The sequence below is a fragment of the Streptomyces pacificus genome, from assembly GCF_011766325.1.
GTDB classification, from domain to species: Bacteria; Actinomycetota; Actinomycetes; order Streptomycetales; family Streptomycetaceae; genus Streptomyces; species Streptomyces pacificus.
The window spans coordinates 102423-121812 of record NZ_BLLG01000012.1; the positions used below are offsets into that span (position 1 = coordinate 102423).

The window sequence follows — 19390 nt, forward strand, 5'->3', positions numbered from 1 at the left end:
TCCCGGTGCCCGGCCCGACCGCCCCGCGGTCATCGCACCGCCCGAGGTGGGTGGGGCCGGCGCGGGCGGTCCTCACGCGACGAGCAGTCCGATGCCGCAGAGGGTGTATCCGATCATGAGAACCAGCAGGGGAAGGCCTCCCGCCACCGCCCGGGCCGGCGGGAACAGGCGAACCGACCGGTCGTGCGCCGCGACGACACCGAGGATGTGGCCGGTGACCACGGCCGTCACCTGGAGGGTGGCGAGGCCCGCCGGCCCGAGTGGCGGGTCCGGCGCGGTCGCCCCGCCGGCCCCGGCGCCGTCGACGGCGAGCACCAGCGTCCGGGGTCCCTCGGTCGTGAGCAGGGAGAAGTAGTGGGCGACCAGATAGCCGGCGGCGATCGGCAGCAGGGAGTGGGCGAAGGCGCCGAGCGGCCGCGGCACCGGCCCGGCGATCAGCCGGGCGCTGCCCGCGCACACCACGTAGAGGAGGGCGATGCCGGTCACGGTCCCGACCAGTCCGGCGGTCGCGGTCGCGGTGCGGCCGAGCGGAGACGTCTGCAGCGTGTTGATCCACCAGGGCGTGTCCGAGAAGCCGTCGTAGGCCGTACTGCCGAGCAGCACGCACACCGTGGCCACCAGGCCCGGGTTCACGGGGGTCGCGTCGAGTCCGTTGAGGGGGTTGCGGAGGACGAGCCGCCCGTCGGCCCCGCGCCCCAGGGGTGCGAGGCGGGCGAGCAGTGCGGAATAGACCTCGAACGCGTCGCACCGGTCGAACCAGACGCGGCCGCAGACGGCCGCTCCCGCCAGCTGCACGGCGGCGTAGGAGAGCAGGAAGAGCAGCAGGGCGGTGCGGGAAGCGGGGGCGGGGGAGGCGAGTTCGAGCCAGGTGAAGGCCAGCAGCCCGGCCGCCGCCGGCCAGTGGCCGAGCCGCAGGGCCGGCTCCCGCCGCCCGGTGTCGGGGGATCTGCGCAGGGCACGGCAGCCGAGCAGGTGCAGCGCCCGCAGCGGGTTGAGCAGCCGCCACACGGGGCCGAGGAGCATCGAGGCCGGTATCAGCCCCACCCAGAGCAGCACATAGACCGCGCCGGGCGCGGGGTTGCGTGCCGGGTCGTCCGGACCGGCCACCAGGTGGACCAGTACGGCGGTGGCGGCGACGAGCCCCAGCGCCCGCAGCCCGCCGCGCAGGGCGCGGGAGTCCGCCGCGCGCTGGAGCACGGCGGGCAGCGGTCGGCCGGAGCGGTCTCCGCGGAAGCGGGACTCCGGCCAGAGCAGGCCCAGTGCCAGGAAGGAGAACAGCAGCGCGGCGAACGCACCCGCATAGGCGTGGAAGGCCGAGACGGGCAGATCGTGCCGGGAGCCGACTCCGTGGGCGAGAACGTGCACCCCGCTCACCGGACCGCGAGCTGCGCCAGCACCAGACCCGAGCGGTGCGTCTCGATCTCGAACAGCCCTGCCCGGTCCATGACGACACGGAGGGTGGTGGTGCGGCCGGCCTTGAGCTCGGCCGAGCGGTCCACTCCGTGGACGTGCAGTTCGTCGTCGGTGTCGCTGGTGACCCGGAGGTCGACGGGCCGGCCCCTGCCCACCTCGATGCGCCCGGGTGCCGGGCTGATCCGGCCTTCGGCGATGGTGATCTCGACGGTCCGGGCGGCCTGGCCGGACTGGCTCGGCCCGCTGGACGGGGACTCGCGGGTCGAGGACCCACCGGACGGGGTCTCACCGGACTGGCCCGCCGGCCGGTCGTCCCCGGGCTCCGGGGTCGCCCCGGGCGATGCGCCGGGCGACGCACCCGGGGACGCCCCGGGCGATGCGCCGGGCGACGCACCCGGGGACGCCCCGGGCAGCCGCACGCTGTCCTGGACGGGGCGTCCCTCCACGGCCCAGGCGGTGTGGTCGTCGGCGACGAGCCGGGCGGTGAGCGTTCCGCCGCCGGGGGGTATCCGCTCGGCGGGCAGGTGGTGTCTGCCGCCGTACACCCGGGCGATCTTCTTGCCGTCCAGCATCAGATGGGCGTGACCGGTGCCCAGGACGGCCGCGCCGCCCACGCTGTCCGGGGTGAAGCGGAAGCGCCCGACGGCGAGCCGGACGTTCCAGCCGTCCTCGGTGTCGGGCCGGACGGTCAGCGCGACGGTCGGGGCGTCCCGTGCGGGTACCTGCCGCAGGCGGTCGTGAGCGTGCTCTCCGTGGTCGCCGGGCAGCAGCGTCCCGGCGGGGCCGGTGACCACGTCGTGGCCCGTGCCCGACCCGTGGTGCGTGGTGGGGCGCTCGGTGCAGGAGCCCACGGCGAGGACCAGGGCTGCCGCGGCCAGCGCGGGGGCCGCCCGCCGGGGACGGCGGTCCCTGCCGGGCCTCATGACGCGGCCCCCGGCCGCGGCGCACCGGCTCCGTCCGGGGCGTTCGCGGCGGCGGACCGGGAAGCGTCCACCGGCCGTGCCGCGGCCACCACCGCCCACACGACCCACACCAGGCCCAGCAGTCCGCGCAGCCAGGCCGGGCCGAGCGGTGTCCACGGGACCATGACGACCGCCTGGTCGAAGGCGTCCAGCAGGGTCAGCAGGCCCATCGCCACCGTTGTCCAGCCGAAGGCGGGGCTGCCCGCACGCAGGGCGAGCCCGGTGGCGGTCCACCAGATCCCCAGGAGCAGCAGGGCGAGCGCCGGGACGATCGTGGCGGACAGGGAGAGCGTCTCGCCCGCGACATCGAGGACCAGGCCGGCCGCGCCGAGCGCGGTGGCGACGGCGACCCAGCGGTTCCCGCGCAGTCTGCGCCACCACAGCAGGCCGCCGACCAGCGCGAGCACGCCCGCGATCGCGAGGGCGGTCTGCACCTCGACGCGCTCGATCCCGCGCGCGCCGTACCAGTCGCAGCCCGCGGGAAGCCGCCGCGCCCCGGCGCTGTAGTCGGAGCAGACGATCAACTGGGCGAGTTTGACCGGCTCCCCGAGGAGCCGGTGCGATCCGCCGGACACCGCGCCCGGCTCGTCACCGCACACCGGCAGGGTGCGGGGGGTGCTGCCTGAGGTGTCGTCCTGCCAGCAGTTGCCCTCGCCCTGGCCGTCCCACCAGACGTCGACGCGGTTGGGGTCCGCCGTGCCGTCCCGGTCGGTGCCGAGCTTGTTGGCGTGGAAGCGGTTGTGGTGGGAGGTGTCGGTCTGCCGCGACCAGGACTCGTCGCCGCGGATGTAGGCGGGGACCGCGTTGAGGTGGAACCCGACGCGCTCGTGCCCGTAGACCCAGTTGCCCTCGAAGACGTTCCAGTTGCCGCCGGCCACCATGACCCCCGTGCCGGGTGGCACGGACGTCTGGGGGCAGACCACGCCCCGCTCGTAGCCGCGTTCGGCGGGCGGCTTGGCGCAGGTGCCGTCCACGACGTACCGGTAGTAGTCCTGGTTGTTGCTGTGGATGAGGTTGCGCTCGAACCGCGCGTGGTTCTGCGGCAGGCCGGGGTGCCCGGGGAAGACGCTGTCCATGGACGCGCCGGCCATGTTGTGGTCGAACTCGTTGTCGTGGGCCCAGACCGAGTCGCCCGCGGTGCCGGAGTAGCCGAGGAGGTTGTGGTGGCTGCGGCAGCCGGTGATCTCGATGGAGTAGCGCGGCACGTCGTACCCGCGGCCGTCGTTGATGTCCGAGGCGCTGCCCGGGTAGATGCCCGAGTCCCCGTTGCCGTACGACTCGCAGTCGCGGTACAGGCCGTGGTCGCTGGCGAAGGTGAGGAAGCCGTACTCGTCGTTCCAGCGGGTGAGCACCCTGTCGATGACGAAGCCGTCCACGGCCAGCACGTAGAGCGCGTTGAACGTGGTGCGCTGGGCGGTGAAGTTGCGGAAGTAGACGCCGCCGGAGCCGTCGGCGCGGATGGCGTTGAGCTTGCGGTAGCCGGCGTCCACGACCACGTCGAGGGGTCCGGCCCCGGTGCCCTCGATCTGCAGGTCCCGCTTCCCGAGGATCGCGACCAGGTTCTGGTTGTGCGGGCACTGCTTCTGCTGTGCGTAGGACAGGACCTGGTAGCCCTGCCCGGCCCGGGGTGCCTTCAGACGGGCGCATTCTCCGGCCGGTTCGGGCTGCGAGGGTTCCTCCTCGTAGCGGCCGGGCAGCACGGCGATGGTCATCCCCGGCCGGTCCACGGCGTCCACCGCCTGCTGGATATGGCGGTAGCCGTCCCGGACGCACTGCTCGTAGAGCCGGAGGTTGTGTTCGCGCAGCGCTTCGGGGAACCGGGCGATACGCCGCTGGAAGTCGCCGCTGTCCGCCTTGCAGACCAGCAGGTCCGGTGCTCCGTCGCGGTACTCGGGGACGCTGCCGGTGCCGTCGGGGAAGGCGACCTCGCGCTCCTCGTGGGCCGGCGCCGTCGTCGCCGTGCCCAGCAGCAGGGCGGCGACGACGGCGAGGGCCGTCATGATTCGACGTGTCCACGTCATCCACATGGGCTGAAAAGTAGAACGCGTCCCAGAATTTGTGAAGGTCACGGTCCGGCCGAATCACGATCGCGGCCGGCCCCGCCGGCGGCCGGCGGTACGCGCCGGTCGATGGCCGGCACCTCCCGGGCTTCTCCGGTCCCGCCCGCGACCGGGCCCCGAGTCCCACAGACGCTCGGGCCGCGGTGCGGCCCGCCCTTCACCAGGACCGTGGCCCTGGCACCGGGGAGCCCGCGGACCGGTGCAACCGGCCCCCACGGAAGGTCTATGCACGGTGCCTCGCACCCGGGATCGCGAGTGCGAGAGCGAACAGGACGAGGGCCACGACCCAGGCCGGGAGGCTTCCGGCCGGGTAGAGCGTCAGGGCCCACCAGGTAGGGGATGCGTGGCCGCCTGGATCGTAGGCGCGACCCAGGATGAGGTTGAGGAGGAGCAGCAGCAGTCCGGCCGCCGTTGCGGTCGCTTCGTTCGCGAGACGCCGGGTGACGAGGGCGAGGGCGAGCAGAACCGTGATGTTGCGGGCGATGTCCATGCCGACCAGGAACCCGGCAAGGTGAGCCAGTACCACGGTGAGGACGAGAGCGGCCGTGTCGAGCAGGTGAACGGGCACCACCGCAGTGCTCTCGGCTCCGCGGAGGTTTCTGTCCAGGCAGTACATCGTGGTGACGACGACCAGCACAGGGGTGAAGTAGGCGAGTTGCGCACCCGACAGGCCACCGGTCAGGCTGGGAACGGGAACCTGGCTCGCGCCCACCGTCCAGCACACCAGAATGAGCAGGAGGAGCGCCGCAGGCACGGCCCACCAGCGTCTTACGCCCACCGCGTACCGGTTCATGTGCGGGCCTGGGGGCAGTGGTTCCGGTTCACGGCTGCCTCGCCGAACCAGTCTGCCTGCCGCTGCGCGGAAAGCCGCCGGATTCCCTGGAGCGACGACCAGTCCGCGGGGAGCATGCGCTCCCGTACGAGTGACTCGTCCATGCCCATCACCAGCATGGCCCATGCGGTCGGCAAGCTCGCCGGCGGGCAGCCGGTGGCTTCGGCGGATCCGGCGGTACCGACTACCGCCGACCGGGCCAGGTCCGCCCGGTACTGGTGAACGTCCGTCTGTGAACGGAGAGGCGGAAGAGACCAGTACAGCGGCCAGGTACCGGACTCGACGGAAACGCCCGACGAGGTGATACGCAGTTCGCGGGGTGGGGTGACGCCCGCGGCCCGAAGACGGTCGAGAGGCGCCAGGGCGTCCTTGCGGAGCTGTTCGACGTAGGGCTCGTACTCGGGCGGTACGCAGACCTTCGGCGACTCTCCGCTGCAGGTCAAGGCGACAGCTCGGGGACTCGTGGGGCGTTGGTAGCCCCACTCGGCCACCAGCATGCGTCCTGTGATGAGCGTCAGTGCCACCGCGAGGACGCCGACGACCAGCCCTGCTGCCCGCCGTCGAAGGGAGACGACGGGCCAGAGGGACAGGGCGAGGCAGCTGACGACGAGCCAGGGGACGAGGTACACGGCGGGGTCGCGGACATCGGTGACGGTCGAGGTTCCGTCCACGAAGCCGCCGAGATGGCGCATCCAGGCATTGGCGAGCGTGTGCGGCACGGAGAGCCAGGCCCAACAGCCGATGCCGGCCGCGGGGGCCGCGACGCTTCTGGGCAGCAGCCCGCCGAGAAGCCAGCCGATCGCCAGCCAGCCGAGGGGCAGGACGAACAGATGCGCCACCGCGAGCCATCCGGCTCCGCTCGGCCAGACCCCGACGGCCCTGCGAGCCATGACGAGAGCCCCGGCCGTCAGGACGCACTGCAGAGCCAGCGCGGGCGCTGCGGCCCACAGGAGACGTTGGGCAAGGCGACGTGCACCTGTGGTCCCTACGGCGCCCAGGAGGCGGTGGCGGCCCGCATCCCACGCGGCGGCCCCGGCCGCTGCCGGAGCGATGACCGCCAGCCCGTAGGAGGCCAACTCCCCGGACTCCACCCCGTACCCCGACTGCGCGGTGTAGGTGACGTCGTCGATGTACAGGCCGGTGTAGAGCAGGGCGGGCAGGAGCAGCCATGGTGCGGCCGAGGAGCGGAGGTTCGCCCAGGTGATCACTCGGCCCCCTCCAGCAGCGACGCGTACGCGCTCTCGAGGCGCCGCCCCGGTGCGCAGTCCGGTCGTGCGTGGGCCGAGAACCGGTCGACCGAGCCCTGGAACCGGGCCCGGCCCGACTCGAGGACGACGACGCCGTCGAAGGCCTCGTCGAGGTCCCCGATGTCATGTGTGGAGACGATCACATGGGCAGAGCCGCGCAGCGAGATCAACAGGTCGAGGAACCGACGCCGCTGCTGCGGATCGAGTCCCACGGTGGGTTCGTCGAGGAGGAGCAGTTCGGCCTTGTGGACGAGAGCCTGCGCGATCGCGATCCGCTGCTGCTGTCCGCCGGAGAGCGTCTTCACCTTGCGGTTGAGTTTGTCCGTCAACTCGACACGAGCGATCGCGTCCGGAGCCGCCCGCCAGGCCTCCCGCTCGGACATCCCCTTGAGCCAGCCGACGTACGCCACATGCTCGCGGCATGTCAGCCCCGGCAGGAACCCGGGCCGCTGCGGCAGCCAGGACACCCTGTGCCGGTAGCCGCGCACGTGCTTGCGGGCGGCCGAGTCGAGCCGCCCGTACCGCACGCGCCCCGCCTGCGGCTTCGACGCGCTCGCGCCGAGCGAGAGCAGGGTGCTCTTGCCCGCGCCGTTGGGTCCGAGAAGGACGGTGTGCCCCGGGGGGAACGTCAGATCGAGACTGTCGAGGACAGGTCGTGACGTGCGCGGGTATCGGAAGGTGCAGGATTCGAAGAGCAAGGGCATTCGGTGGTACCTCGGTGCCGAAGGGAAGTGCCGGGCCGGGATCGAGATCGTCGGTAGGTGACGGCAAGCGACCCGACCGTCGGCTTGAGATTCGCGGCGGCCACGCTGACGGCGAAGCAGGAGTCACCCGATCTGTGACCGGGCCAACTACCTGCCGATGTGGCGCTACTACCGGCGAGGCAGTGGGTGAACACCGCCGTCGAGTACGCCGGGTCGGGTCCAAGGGTGTCCTTGTTGCGAAGACGGACCTCCGCACCACACCCCCGGTGGAGCCGGTGGACTTGATCGTGGCGGTGCCACCGGTTTCGTGTCGGCGACGGGCCTCGGGGCCGGGAGCGACTCCCGCACGGACAGCCGGACCAGCTTGCCGCCCGCGCGGGCGGAGCGAGCAGGACAAGCACGGCAGCAGCACCGAGCGCGACGGTGCCCACCCGGCGGCCCGAGTGGCGCAAGGCGTTCAAACGGCTGGACTCATGTGCGGTTTCCCCCTGAGATCGACCTTGCAAGCGAGGGAGACGGTACGCAGAGACGAATTGACCGATCAAGCATTCGATACGGTCTCAGCCGCAAGATTGGCTCATTTCACGTCTTTTCCCCGCAGGCCACCGGGAAGATCACCCGTCGTACCGGGCCGGACGGCTCCGACAGTGCCGCCTCGGCGACCCTCAGCAGCATGCCCTCCTTGCCTCGGCCGGTGTTGCTTCGGCGCTGGTGGGGGCTCCGCGTGCGCGTTCGCCGAGTTCGGCCAGGCACCGCAGACCGCGGGCGCGGAAGCGTGCGAGGTCTCCGCGCATACGGGAGAGGGCCTTGCGGATCCGGACGGATCGGACCGCGTCGATGTGGTCGACGGCTGGCGCCAGGTGATGCACACCTGCTCGATGCTGCGGTGGTTCAGGTGCATCTCGGCGGCCGCGCCCCCGGCGGCACGGTGACCACCGTGGACAGCCCGATGCGCGGCACCCCGTTCTTCCACGCCGCCCGCGCGCTCGTCGCCGAAACAGACCGGGCGGCAACCCGCGAAGCGTCCCGCTGAAACGGGCCCCCCGTCTGATCCGGCCGAGTCACCATCGAGGACCCGCGGATTCCGCCGTCCGTGATCCCCTCCACCACCCGGCGGGACGCCATCCGGCCAAGGGCAGGGCATATGGCTGTGCCCCCGGTGCAGAACCGGGGGCACAGCCGTCGCTCACCGAACGGCGAAGCCGACGAACGCGGCCCATGCTTCGGTGCCGACCGCAAGGCCGCGACGGGCCACGTCCTTGGAGTCGCGTATACGCACGGTGTGAGCGCTGACGGCGACCTCGATACACTCCCCGCCTGAGCCGGTGCTGTAACTGCTCTTGAACCACGCCAACGCGGACTCGGGGCACTTCTCGGCGTTCATTGTTCTCCCAGCAACTCTTCGACGAAGGCCAGTGACGCACGAGGGGTGAGTGCTTGGGCCCTGAGGATTCCGTACTGCTCCTCAAGCTCCCGGACCGCCTGACGCTCGGTATGCAGGCGACTGTCCTTGTACCCCTCCACGTAAGCGATCCTGCGCCCGTCTCGCGTCTCGATCAAGGTGAACGGCCCCTCCAATCCAGCGTGCTCCTCCAACTCGGTCGGCACCACCTGAATTTCGACATGACGAAGCTGACCGGTTAGCAGAACATGCTCCAACTGGCCTCGCATGACGGCCCGACCTCCGAGCGGCCGCCTGAGCACCGACTCCTCGATGACAAAGCTGATCGTGGGCTGCTGCATGCCGGAGAAGACCCCCTGCCGGGCAAGGCGGGCCGCCACCCGCTCCTCGATGACGTCCTGCGCCAGCAACGGCCGCCACATGGTGAACACGGCGCGCGCGTACTCGTCGGACTGCAGCAGCCCTGGCACAGCCTTCGTCGCGTACACATGAAGCTCCACCGCTTCCCCCTCCAGCCGTGCGGCGTCCCGGAAGAACGCCGGGCATGCCGGAGCGGCGCACCCACGACTACGTCCGCAACGGGCTGACCACCTTGTTCGCCGCGTTCGACGTCGCCACCGGCGAGGTCATCACTCAATGCCACGTAGCATAAGTTGATCTTGTTGTTGGGGTGGGTTCACGTCACCCCGCCCGTCGGGTTGGCTACCGTGCCGGGCATGGATCAGGACGCGTTGCGGGAACGGAAGTTGCAGGATCTGGTCTCCGTGGGGGTCCTGGCCGCCGATGTCTCGCGTGATGTGATCGACGAGGTGGTGGCCGAGTACGGCAGGCAGGCTCGCCGCTCCGACGGCAAGCTGCCCCCGCATGTGGTGGTCTACCTGGTCATGGGCTTGGCGTTGTTCCGCGGCGAGGACTACGAGGAGGTCGCCGCCCGCATGATCGAGCCACTGGCCCGCCTGGGTGCCTGCCGCAGCGGCGATCCCGTGCCCACCGCCAGCGCGATTACCCAGGCCCGCAAGCGGCTGGGCCCGCAGGTGATGCGCGAGGTCTTCCGCCGCACCGCGGTGCCGGTCGCCGATCTGCTGACCGGCGGCGCCCATCTGGGCAGCCTGCGGCTGGTCTCCTTCGACGGCACCACCCTCGACATGCCCGACACCCCCTCCAACGCGGGCGCCTACGGTTACCCCGGATCGGCCGGCGAGCGCTCCGCTTTCCCCCAGCTGCGTCTGCTCACTCTGATCGAGGACGGACCCCGCGCTCCGCTGGCCGCCGAGATCGCCCCGTGCCACGGCAAGGGCAGCGGCGAGCGCACCCTGCTCGCCGGTCTGCTCGACTACCTCGAGGAGGGCATGCTGGCCACCGCGGACGCCGGGCTCTTCGGCTTCGATCTGTGGTGCCGGGCCGCGCAGACCGGGGCCGAGCTGCTGTGGCGGGTCGGAGCCGGCCCGGAACTGCCCAAGGTGAAGGAAAGCCGGGACCAGCCGGCCGACGGCAAGCGCCTCGACCAGTACAAGGACCTCCAGAAGCACCTGAGCCTGACCCTCGCCAACGCCACGCAGAGCGCGAGCCCCGACATGGCGCGCTGGAAATTCGAGATGCTCCAGGCCGTGGAGAAGCCGATCGGCCCCGGCATCGGTGTCTCCGGCTACGTCGTGATGAGCAACCTCATGCGCGCGGGCGACTACGAGGACGACTTCCTCGAAAGCTACGGCCGCAACATGCTCGCCAGGGAACAGGAGGGCGTACGCGACGGGCGCCGGCGCGAGCAGATCTGGGGCTACCACGGCGGCGGCCTTTGGCCCCACCTGAACTCCACCGGCACCGACTTCGGCTTCGACCCGATGACCGGCTACATGAAGGCCCTCTCCAACAGCCCGGACGCCGCGACCGCGTTCTTCAACGCCGAGTTCATCGGCAAGGACACCGAGAACAACCCCTTCAAGCGCGACACGGACGGCGACGGCAGGAAGGGCCACATCGGCCTCTCCAACTTCCAGTACCTCTTCGAAGAACGGAACTGGATGCCGGACCAGGACTCCGAGGGCGAGGACAGCATCGCCGGCAAGAACTACCTTGCTGCGGCACTGGAGGCGGCCACCACCGGTCATCCGGCCGGCGAACTCCCGACCCCCGCGACCGCCGCCCACACCGAGGACCAGGCCAAGCTCTACAGCGAGATAGTCAAGTCCGTCTCGGAGGTCCCCTCCCGCCTCGCCGACAACGGCTTCATGTCGGACAGCCTAGGCCAGATCTCGGCGGAGTACATGGCGGACATCCACCGGGGGCTGCGCCCCGCCGACAAGAACGAGGACCTGCTCTACCCGGTACAGGGGGCGGCTGCCAAGCTCGGCGAACAGGACCTCACCCGCTTCATGTACGTGGTCGGGCAGAACCCCGAGGGGTACGCGGCACTCACCGTGGGCCAGCATGCCTACACGGCGTCGGCGATGGAGTACCACTTCGCCCATCCTGAGGCTTTCGTGAAGGATCCCCGTTACTCGCCCACCCAGAACATGGAGATTGCCATCCTGGACATCGCCCAGAACGCGGGTGAGATCCAGGGAACGCTGGGCGCGGGCAGGGCATACGCTGCCGAACTGGACGCGGGCAACAAGGACGCCGAGTTCAACGACGCCATCACGAAGGCGGGTGAACTCGGCGAGTCCCTCGTGGGCATCGGCGTCGGCGCCGCCACGGCGTCGGCCGTCGGCCCGGGCGCGGTCGTAGCGGGCGGCGTGGCGGAAACGGCGGCGGGCGAGATCATCGGCAGCCTCACCGAGGGGCTGATGCGCGACAGCTCGGACGAGGTCATCTACCGCAACGGCGAGGAGATCCAGGCGACCCGCGACTCCACCTTCCGCCTCGTGGAGAAGGCCGCACAGGCGGCCGGTGACCAGGCTGGGACGCCCTCGCCGCACATCGTGGCCCTGGTCGGTCGCGAAGCCGAGATCGGGTTCGGCGGCGCGCAGGACAGGATCAGGGACTTCGTTGACGGCGTGGGTGTGCCGAAGGCGCTGGAGAAGGACAAGTGATTATGAAGCTGACGAGGAAGCGGGCCATCATCGCGCTCTCAGTGTGCCTTGCGCTGGTCGCCGCCTGGGCGGGCATCAGCTACGCCACCAACACTCCGCCCTTCAAGAAGCCGAAGGGGACCGTCGAGGCGGCCGAACTCTGTCCGTCTTTCGGGAACTCGCAGGAGGTGGCGGGCATTCTGAACCGGCTTCTGCCCTACGCGACCAGTTACCGGATCTCCCGGGAAGGGGGCACCCCCCGCAGCCCGAGCCCCACCGACCTCAACCACCTGTCCAGCTGCACCATCAGTGGTGACGGCCGGCGCTTGCTTCTCGTGCGCACGGAGATGGGCGGCTGGAGCAATGAGAAGAGCTGGCGGGACGAGGTGCTCGGCAACACCAACGGGCGGCGGCCGACACCCTTCGACGCCGGACGCTGGGCTTTCTCCACAACCCCGGAGATCCTCCGGGTCGGAGCAGTCTTCTCTGCCTGTGTCCCCTACGGTGACTCCGGCCTCAGCACCTACGTCCAGCTCCGCGACCCCGCCCCCGCCGATCGTCTCGACGACCTCCGCCGCCTCACCGAGATCGCCGCGGAGCGGGCCCACGAGGCGGCCCACTGCACCCTCCCCGCGGACACCCCGCAGCAGCAGGACGCGGCAGGGCGGTAGGACGTGAGGGGGGAGGGCGCGACCGGCGGTCGGGCCCTCTCGGGGTGTCTCAGCAGCCAGTGTCAAGACCGTGAAGTCAGCGGTTGGGGTGGGGTCGTCAAATGGGCTGAGACGAGCAACGGAGTCCCTGGTAGAACGGTGTCGACCAAGATCACCGTGCAGGAACTCCGTTGGATATCCAGTCTGTCATCACCCATACCGTCCGTGTGGCCGGGGGCGGTTCGCGCCCGGCCACCTCGGTGAACTCACGCGGCACATACCCTTCGAAATGATCGACGAGGCGCTGCGTGAGACAGGTACCGTCCAGTCACGGCTGCGGGATCTGCCCTCCCGTGTGGTCGTCTACCTGATGCTGGCCGCGGGCCTGTTCCCTGAGACCGGCTATCCCGGGGTGTGGCGCAAGCTCACCGGGGCGCTGGTCGGTCTGCCGGTCGCCGCGCCCTCGGCGAGCGCGCTGGCCCAGGCCCGCCGCCGTGTCGGCAGCAAACCGCTGCGCTGGCTGTTCGACCTGCTCAAAGGCCCCCCGGTCGATGTGCGGGCACCCGGGACACGATGGCGCGGCCTGCTGGTGACCGCACTCGACGGCACCATGAGCACTCACTCATCCGCTACCACCTCCCCCGGCCAACGCACCCCCGCACCGGCCGTCACGCTCCGTCCCGCCTACACCCGCCCGCCGCACACCTACAGCGACGCCCCGTGTACGCGTCGTATCCGGTCACGTGGGGACGGCACCGACAGCGTGGACCACATGAACAGCGGAACTTCCCCCGCACGGCGACCCGACGAGGCCGAGACCGAAGCCGAAACCGAACCCATGGGTGCGTCGAGGATCAGGAGCGAGGCCGAGGAGGCGGCAGAGGAGGAGGCGGAGGCCGGGACCACCCGCCCCGTCAGCGAGTTCACGATGGCCTTCGTCTCCTCCCCACGCGGCGCACGCCTCGCCCGCCGACTGGTGTCCCAACGGCTCGACGCATGGCGGCATCCCTTCGGCGGCCGGGTAAACGACACGCTCACGCTGATCACCGCCGAACTCGCAGCGAACGTGGGCGCGCCATGAGGCGCTCTGCTGGGCCTGTTCGGCACAGCGGCCACGCACCCCTGCCGCCGCCCCGTTCGGGACGGCGGACGCGGACGCCCTACCGGGGCCGGGGCCGCGGAGGCCCTACCGGGGATGCGGCGGCGTCCTCACCCGGCCACGGTCGGCGCCGGGGGCGTCCAGCGGTGGGTGCGCGGCACGCTGCCGCCGACGCCGAAGTCCTTCTTCAGCTGCTCCGGGATGGCGTAGTGCATGACCCGCCCCCGGGTGAGGGAGGACAGTTCGAGGACGGTGGTGAGGTGGCCGAGGCGGTCCAGGGCCCACGCGCCGAGCGGGGAGCGGTCCTCGATGCCCTCCAGCGCACCCAGCAGGGTCGGGACCATCCTGGCGACGTTGTCCCAGGCGGTGCGGGGCACCTGGAGCCAGTCGGCGCAGGTGTCGCCGACCAGATAGCGGATGAGGGCGGAGACGATGGGGTCGAAGAAGGTGCCGGGGACGACCTCCTCGTAGAGGTCGATCAGCTGCCGGGTCAGGTGCGCGCCCTCTTCTGAGGGGCCCATGTGGCGGAGCATGTACAGGTCGAGGAACTGCCGCGCCTCCTCCAGGTTCTTGGGTACGGCCTCCTGGTCGACGCCGAGGATCGCGCCGACCACGCGCCAGGCGTAGAAGTAGGCTTCGGCGCCCTCGGTGGACATGTGGATGTTCAGCCGGTGCAGGCTGTCGAGGACGAGGAGGGAGAAGAACATCTGCCCGCCGATCATGTCCTCCTGGCAAATCGGCGTCCCCAGCGCCCCGGTGTCCCAGCGGTCCTCGCGCTTGAGGTGGTGGCGGATCGACGCGTGCAGCAGACGCACCTTCTGCGCGGCCGGGATGAACCGGCTGCCGGCCTCGAAGGCGTCGGGCTGCATCAGGTAGACGGTGAACTGGCCCGTCTCGGCCATCCGCTTCGACGGGTAGTCCAGACCGTGGGTGGCCGACAGCAGTCTGGCGACATGCGGGACGACGTAGCAGGCGGGCATGGAGGCGAAGGAGAGCGCGGTGGCGATGTGGACGTTGTTGTCGATGAAGAACAGCCGCGCCCTCTCCATCTCCCCCCAGTCCACCCAGGCGGGCGGGGTCCCTGTCGCCTGGAGGTACTCGCGGGCGACGTCGGGCAGCCCCTCGGGCAGCGGCGAGCCGGCGGTGGAGACGTGGCGCATCAGCGAGTTGAACGTACCGACCTCGCCGCGTTCGAAGAGGGTGGCGACGACGGCGTCGGCGAGTTCGTCCCCGGACCGGCGCAGGGCGTCCATCGAGGCTTCGGTGCAGGTCATGTCGGAAGTCCTTCCCGTCAGGCCGCACCTGGTGGGGAGCGGTCCTGCCGCGCTGTCGGTCAGCGGGTCGGCGGTGGCGGTCGGCGGTGGCGGTCGGCGGTGGCGGTCGGCGGTGGCGGTCGGTAGTGGGTCAGTGGTGGCGGTCGGTGGCCAGCCGGGCCAGTTCGGTCAGGGCCTGTCTCGCCGCACCGGGCAGGTCGAGGCCGTCCAGGCGGCCGACGGACTCCCCCACCCTGTCGGCGATCATGTCCTCCACCTGTTCCGGCGCCTTGAGCGCGCGCATCAGCTCGCGTGCCCGACGCAGATCCGCCCCGTCGAGGTCCTGGCGCCCCAGCAGGACGGCGAGTTGCTCGCGCTGCGCCGGCCCGGCGGCCTGCCACGCCTGGGCGAGCAGCGTGGTGGGCCGGTGGCCGCGGAGGTCGTCCAGGGCGGCCTTGCCGGTGCGCTCGGTCTCACCGAACAGGCCGAGCAGGTCGTCACGCAGCTGGAACGCCTCCCCCAGCGGCAGCCCGTAGGCGGAGAGGCCGGTACGCAACTCCCGCGCGGCGCCACCGAGCAGGCCGCCGATGAGCAGAGGCTGCTCGACGGTGTACTTGGCGGTCTTGTAGCGGACGACCTTCAGGGACACGCCGGTGTCGGGGCGGGTGCCGGACGTGAGGATCTCCAGGCATTCGCCCGCGACCAGTTCCCGGGCGAGCTCTCCCCACAGCGGCCGGGCCCTGGCGAGGTAGGCCGCGGGGAGACCGCTGGTGGCGAACAACTGGCCTGCCAGTGCCATCAGATGGTCCCCGACCAGCATGGCCAGTGACCGGGCGGCGGCATTCGCCCGGGGGCGGCCGGTGACGGCGGACCGCAGGGCCATGTGCGCCGTGGGCAGATGGTGGCGCAGCGGGCTGTCGTCGATGAGGTCGTCGTGGACGATGGCCGCGGCATGGACCAGTTCCATCGAGGCCGCCGCCCGGGCCATCGCGTCGCTGTCGGGCTGGCCGGCGGCACGCCACCCCCAGTAGCAGAAGGCGGCACGTAATCGCTTGCCGTGCCCGACCGACGCCCGCAACTGATCCGCCACCGGCCGCAACGCCTCGTCGATGGCGAGCAGCCGTCCTGCCTCCTCGGATACGAAGTCGGCCAGCAGGGCGTCGATCCGGCCCTTGAACCCGGCCGGGTCCCAGCGCTCAGGCATCGCCACCGGAGGCCGCCCGCCTGGCCTCGGCGTGCCGGGCCAGCACCTCCAGATGGGCCGGCGGCACCGCGAGGCGGTCCACCGCGATACGGCCGCGGGCGATCAGGTCCTGCTGCGCTTCCCGGGCCAGTTCCGGTCCGTCGGAGCGGCGCAGCAACTGCCGCACGGTCCCGGCGACGGAGCCGGCGGTGCTCACCACGAGGTCCGCCAGCCCCGCCGCGAGCAGTACCGCCTGCTCGTCCAGCCCTGGCCCGCTGCGCGGAGTGTGTGTCATCCGATCCCCCTGTACTGTCGATCAGCTGTGACGAACGGCCGGCGGCGGGCCGCGGGCGACGGGTGCTGTGGATGGTGGGTGGCGGGCGGTGGGCGATGTGCTGCGGCGCGACGGCGGTGTGCGGCCTGCGGCGTCGGCGGGCGCCGCATGCGGTATGCGGTGCACGACGAACGGCCAACACGGCGGCAGCACCCCGCATATGCACCCGTCGCTGCCACACTTGCCCGAGCGGCTTCGCCTCGTTGCCGGGGTGGTGGGCCCCGGCCCCCCGACCACCGCCGCCCCGGCGTGGACGCCCTGACCGGCATCAGCGGCAGCACCCCGGTCCACGCCGGCCGGCGGAGTCCACCCGTGACGTGCTCCCCCACGCTTCTCCTCAGGTCACGGCGGCACGGCTTCGTGCCGCTCGCTCTCCAGGAAACCCGACGCACGGCCGAAGGCGCCGTCCTCCCCACGCAAACCACCCCTTCGTGGGACGGAACCGCCCGCAGCCCCACCCGCGCCGCCCACGGCGGTCGCCTCCGCCGGAGCTCCCGACTTCGCGCCGGGCCGCCCCGTAATGCCCGCGCCGCTCCGTACTGCCCCGTGCCGCCCGTACTGCCGGTGCGGGGCAACGCAGGGCGGCCCGGGGGCGTCGCGGGTGCGGGCGCACGGCCGCGCCGGTCAGGCGCCGGTCAGGCGCCGACGTACTGTGCCAGGTGCTCGCCCGTGAGGGTGGGGCGGGCGGCGACCAACTCGGCCGGGGTGCCCTCGAAGACGACCCGTCCGCCGTCGTGGCCGGCGCCGGGACCGAGGTCGATGATCCAGTCGGCGTGCGCCATCACCGCCTGGTGGTGCTCCACGACGATCACCGACCTGCCGGCGTCCACCAGCCGGTCCAGCAGCGCGAGCAGTTGCTCGACATCGGCGAGGTGCAGGCCGCTGGTGGGCTCGTCCAGAATGTAGACACTTCCCGCCCCGGCCATCTGACCGGCCAGTTTCAGACGCTGGCGCTCGCCGCCGGAGAGGGTGGTGAGCGGCTGGCCGATGCCGAGGTAGCCCAGGCCGACCTCGGCGAGCCGGTCGAGCACGGCGCACACGGCCGGCGTACGCGCGGCACCCGTGCGGAAGAACTCGGCGGCCTCGGCCACCGGCATCCCGAACACCTCGCTGATGTCCCGTCCTTCCAGGCGGTACCGGAGGACCGACGCCTCGAAGCGCCTCCCCTCGCACTCCTCGCAGGTGGTGGCGACGCCGGCCATGATCGCCAGGTCGGTGTAGACGACGCCGGCCCCCTTGCAGGCGGGGCAGGCCCCCTCGGAGTTGGGGCTGAACAGCGCGGGCTTGACGCCGTTGGCCCTGGCGAACGTCCTGCGGATCGGTTCGAGCATGCCGGTGTAGGTGGCCGGGTTGCTGCGCCGGGAGCCCCTGATGGGCGACTGGTCCACCGTGACCACGCCGTCTCTGCCGTCCACCGATCCGTGGATCAGGGAGCTCTTGCCCGATCCCGCGACCCCGGTGACCACGGTCAGCACGCCGAGCGGGATGTCCACGTCGACATCGCGCAGGTTGTGGGCGTTCGCGCCGCGTACCTCCAGCACCCCGGTCCGCTCGCGTACCGACGGCTTCACCGAGGCGCGGTCGTCGAGGTGCCGCCCGGTGAGGGTGCCGCCGGCCCGCAGTCCCTCGACGGTGCCTTCGAAGACCACCTCGCCGCCCTCGGCCCCGGCGTACGGGCCGAGGTCGACCACATGGTCGGCGATGGTGATCGTCTCCGGCTTGTGCTCGACGACCAGCACGGTGTTGCCCTTGTCGCGCAGCCGCAGCAGCAGCTCGTTCATGCGCTGGATGTCGTGCGGGTGCAGCCCGACGGTGGGTTCGTCGAAGACGTAGGTGACGTCGGTGAGTGCGGAGCCCAGGTGGCGCACCATCTTGACGCGCTGTGCCTCACCGCCGGAGAGCGTGCTCGAGGGCCGGTCGAGGGAGAGGTAGCCGAGGCCGATCGAGACGAACGAGTCCAGGCTCTGGCCGAGCACGGCCAGCAGCGTCCTGACCGACGGGTCCTGCCGGCCGCGGACCCACGAGGCGAGGTCGCTGATCTGCATCGCGCAGGCGTCGGCGATGTTGATCCCGTCGATCCTGGCGGACCGGGCCGTCTCGCTGAGCCGGGTGCCGTGGCACCCGGGGCAGACCGCGAAGGTCACCGCCCGCTCGACGAAGGCGCGGATGTGCGGCCGGAGCGTCTCCTTGTCCTTGCTCAGGAAGGACTTCCGCACCCGCGCGATCAGGCCCTCGTAGGTGGTGTTGATCCCCTTCACCCTGACCTTGACCGGGTCCCGGTGCAGCAGGTCGTGCCGCTCCTGCTCGGTGTAGTCGCGGATCGGCTTGGCCGGGTCGAGGAAGCCGGACTCGGTGAACGTGCGCACCACCCAGCTGTCGGGCTTCCAGCCGGGGACGGTGACCGCGCCGTCGGCGAGCGACCTGGCGTCGTCGACGAGTCGGGCGGGGTCGATGTCCGAGACGGAGCCCGTGCCCTCGCACCGCAGGCACATGCCGCCGACGACGCTGAAGCCCTTCTCGGTCTTCTTGCCGTTGACCACCAGCACACCCGACGCGTCGGCCGAGGCGACGTTGAAGGCGAACGCCTTCTGCGAGCCGATGTGCGGCTGCGCGAGCCGGCTGAAGAGGATGCGCAGCAGCGCGCCCGCGTCCGTGGCGGTGCCGACCGTGGAGCGGGGACTGGTGCCCATCGGCTGCTGGTCCACCAGGATCGCGGTGGTCAGCCCGTCGAGCACGTCGACCTCGGGCCGTGCCAGGGTGGGCATGAAGCCCTGGACGAAGGCGCTGTACGTCTCGTTGATCAGCCGTCGCGACTCGGCGGCGATCGTGTCGAACACCAGGGAGCTCTTGCCGGAGCCGGAGACTCCGGTGAACACCGTCAGCCGCCGCTTGGGAATCTCGAGACGAACGTTCTTGAGGTTGTTCTCACGGGCCCCGTACACACGGATGCGGTCATGGCCCTCGGCGGCAGGCGGCACGGACGCCGCGGACGGCACAGGCGGCACAGACGGCACGGACGGCACAGACGGCGCGGCGCCCGTAACCGCGTCCGCGCCCGCGGTCCCGTCCGTACCCGTGGCAGCGCCGACCGTCATGGCGCCCCTTCCGTGTGTCCGGCGCGGCAGGCCGCCGTCCTGCGAGACGGTGACGAATTCCTGAGGGTCACGATTCATGGAACTCAAGCGTATATCTGCAAAACCGGTGGAGACTTCCAACGGTGATTTCCCCGTTCACCCCGGA

General features: G+C 71.3%; 16 protein-coding genes and 1 pseudogene. 5 read left to right on the forward strand and 12 right to left on the reverse strand.

Going from position 1 to position 19390, the window contains the following annotated elements; all coding sequences use genetic code 11:
* Nucleotides 1-72: 72 nt before the first annotated feature.
* The 6 genes from SCWH03_RS19655 to SCWH03_RS19680 all read right to left on the reverse strand — a co-directional run bounded on the left by SCWH03_RS19655 (nucleotide 73) and on the right by SCWH03_RS19680 (nucleotide 7218).
* A complete protein-coding gene (locus SCWH03_RS19655; RefSeq protein ID WP_173265588.1) occupies nucleotides 73-1365 on the reverse strand; it encodes a hypothetical protein in 1293 nt (430 codons plus the stop codon).
* Nucleotides 1366-1370: 5 nt separating this feature from the next.
* Nucleotides 1371-2336, reverse strand: a complete 966-nt coding sequence (locus SCWH03_RS19660; RefSeq protein WP_254076873.1) for a hypothetical protein — start codon at nucleotides 2334-2336, stop codon at nucleotides 1371-1373.
* Complete coding sequence (locus SCWH03_RS19665) at nucleotides 2333-4396, reverse strand: right-handed parallel beta-helix repeat-containing protein (protein ID WP_254076882.1); 2064 nt, start codon at nucleotides 4394-4396, stop codon at nucleotides 2333-2335. Before SCWH03_RS19665 ends, SCWH03_RS19660 begins: the two co-directional genes overlap by 4 nt.
* A 262-nt stretch (nucleotides 4397-4658) precedes the next feature.
* Nucleotides 4659-5189, reverse strand: a complete 531-nt coding sequence (locus tag SCWH03_RS19670; RefSeq protein WP_173265589.1) for a hypothetical protein — start codon at nucleotides 5187-5189, stop codon at nucleotides 4659-4661.
* A gap of 35 nt (nucleotides 5190-5224) precedes the next feature.
* Complete coding sequence (locus SCWH03_RS19675) at nucleotides 5225-6475, reverse strand: DUF7224 domain-containing protein (RefSeq protein ID WP_173265590.1); 1251 nt, start codon at nucleotides 6473-6475, stop codon at nucleotides 5225-5227.
* A complete protein-coding gene (locus SCWH03_RS19680) occupies nucleotides 6472-7218 on the reverse strand; it encodes an ABC transporter ATP-binding protein (RefSeq protein WP_173265591.1) in 747 nt (248 codons plus the stop codon). Before SCWH03_RS19680 ends, SCWH03_RS19675 begins: the two co-directional genes overlap by 4 nt.
* 895 nt (nucleotides 7219-8113) lie before the next feature.
* On the opposite strand from SCWH03_RS19680, the gene SCWH03_RS19685 reads away from it, so the two are divergent.
* Complete coding sequence (locus tag SCWH03_RS19685; RefSeq protein WP_216854769.1) at nucleotides 8114-8251, forward strand: hypothetical protein; 138 nt, start codon at nucleotides 8114-8116, stop codon at nucleotides 8249-8251.
* A gap of 153 nt (nucleotides 8252-8404) precedes the next feature.
* Here SCWH03_RS19685 and SCWH03_RS19690 read toward each other — a convergent pair whose 3' ends face one another.
* Complete coding sequence (locus SCWH03_RS19690) at nucleotides 8405-8602, reverse strand: DUF397 domain-containing protein (protein WP_173265593.1); 198 nt, start codon at nucleotides 8600-8602, stop codon at nucleotides 8405-8407.
* Nucleotides 8599-9162: pseudogene (locus tag SCWH03_RS19695) on the reverse strand (DUF5753 domain-containing protein); the annotation flags it as partial. The pseudogene SCWH03_RS19695 and the gene SCWH03_RS19690, both read right to left, overlap by 4 nt.
* On the opposite strand from SCWH03_RS19695, the gene SCWH03_RS29655 reads away from it, so the two are divergent.
* The 4 genes from SCWH03_RS29655 (at nucleotide 9138) to SCWH03_RS29780 (ending at nucleotide 13362) form a co-directional block, all read left to right on the forward strand.
* A complete protein-coding gene (locus SCWH03_RS29655; RefSeq protein ID WP_272491093.1) occupies nucleotides 9138-9272 on the forward strand; it encodes a hypothetical protein in 135 nt (44 codons plus the stop codon). The pseudogene SCWH03_RS19695 and the gene SCWH03_RS29655 sit on opposite strands and share 25 nt — an antisense overlap.
* A 64-nt stretch (nucleotides 9273-9336) precedes the next feature.
* Entirely contained in the window at nucleotides 9337-11652 is a 2316-nt protein-coding gene (locus tag SCWH03_RS19700; RefSeq protein ID WP_173265594.1) for an IS4 family transposase, read from the forward strand.
* A 2-nt stretch (nucleotides 11653-11654) separates the two neighbouring features.
* Complete coding sequence (locus tag SCWH03_RS19705; protein WP_173265595.1) at nucleotides 11655-12302, forward strand: hypothetical protein; 648 nt, start codon at nucleotides 11655-11657, stop codon at nucleotides 12300-12302.
* A gap of 88 nt (nucleotides 12303-12390) precedes the next feature.
* On the forward strand, nucleotides 12391-13362 hold the full coding sequence (locus SCWH03_RS29780) for a transposase domain-containing protein (protein WP_308788880.1): 972 nt from the start codon (nucleotides 12391-12393) through the stop codon (nucleotides 13360-13362).
* 128 nt (nucleotides 13363-13490) lie between these two features.
* Here the strand turns inward: SCWH03_RS29780 and SCWH03_RS19720 are convergent, their stop codons facing one another.
* The 4 genes from SCWH03_RS19720 to SCWH03_RS19735 all read right to left on the reverse strand — a co-directional run bounded on the left by SCWH03_RS19720 (nucleotide 13491) and on the right by SCWH03_RS19735 (nucleotide 19323).
* The gene (locus tag SCWH03_RS19720; RefSeq protein ID WP_173265596.1) at nucleotides 13491-14654 is read right to left on the reverse strand and encodes an oxygenase MpaB family protein; all 1164 of its coding nucleotides are present in this window, start codon (nucleotides 14652-14654) and stop codon (nucleotides 13491-13493) included.
* Nucleotides 14655-14784: 130 nt separating this feature from the next.
* Nucleotides 14785-15837, reverse strand: a complete 1053-nt coding sequence (locus SCWH03_RS19725; protein WP_173265646.1) for a polyprenyl synthetase family protein — start codon at nucleotides 15835-15837, stop codon at nucleotides 14785-14787.
* Complete coding sequence (locus tag SCWH03_RS19730) at nucleotides 15830-16111, reverse strand: polyprenyl synthetase (protein ID WP_173265597.1); 282 nt, start codon at nucleotides 16109-16111, stop codon at nucleotides 15830-15832. The genes SCWH03_RS19725 and SCWH03_RS19730 overlap by 8 nt, the downstream gene beginning before the upstream one ends.
* 674 nt (nucleotides 16112-16785) lie before the next feature.
* Nucleotides 16786-19323: an ATP-binding cassette domain-containing protein gene (locus SCWH03_RS19735; RefSeq protein ID WP_254076874.1), complete on the reverse strand. Its 2538-nt coding sequence runs from the start codon at nucleotides 19321-19323 to the stop codon at nucleotides 16786-16788.
* Between the last annotated feature and the right edge of the window lie 67 nt (nucleotides 19324-19390).

What these genes read in the sequence shown, in the direction of transcription:
- SCWH03_RS19680 (WP_173265591.1), bottom strand. Translation starts at nt 7,218, where the DNA reads ATGCCCTTGCTCTTCGAATCCTGCACCTTCCGATACCCGCGCACGTCA.
- SCWH03_RS19690 (WP_173265593.1), bottom strand. Translation starts at nt 8,602, where the DNA reads ATGAACGCCGAGAAGTGCCCCGAGTCCGCGTTGGCGTGGTTCAAGAGC.
- SCWH03_RS19705 (WP_173265595.1), top strand. Translation starts at nt 11,655, where the DNA reads ATGAAGCTGACGAGGAAGCGGGCCATCATCGCGCTCTCAGTGTGCCTT.
- SCWH03_RS19730 (WP_173265597.1), bottom strand. Translation starts at nt 16,111, where the DNA reads ATGACACACACTCCGCGCAGCGGGCCAGGGCTGGACGAGCAGGCGGTA.
- SCWH03_RS19665 (WP_254076882.1), bottom strand. Translation starts at nt 4,396, where the DNA reads ATGACGTGGACACGTCGAATCATGACGGCCCTCGCCGTCGTCGCCGCC.
- SCWH03_RS19725 (WP_173265646.1), bottom strand. Translation starts at nt 15,837, where the DNA reads ATGCCTGAGCGCTGGGACCCGGCCGGGTTCAAGGGCCGGATCGACGCC.
- SCWH03_RS19735 (WP_254076874.1), bottom strand. Translation starts at nt 19,323, where the DNA reads ATGAATCGTGACCCTCAGGAATTCGTCACCGTCTCGCAGGACGGCGGC.
- SCWH03_RS19660 (WP_254076873.1), bottom strand. Translation starts at nt 2,336, where the DNA reads ATGAGGCCCGGCAGGGACCGCCGTCCCCGGCGGGCGGCCCCCGCGCTG.
- SCWH03_RS19700 (WP_173265594.1), top strand. Translation starts at nt 9,337, where the DNA reads ATGGATCAGGACGCGTTGCGGGAACGGAAGTTGCAGGATCTGGTCTCC.
- SCWH03_RS19720 (WP_173265596.1), bottom strand. Translation starts at nt 14,654, where the DNA reads ATGACCTGCACCGAAGCCTCGATGGACGCCCTGCGCCGGTCCGGGGAC.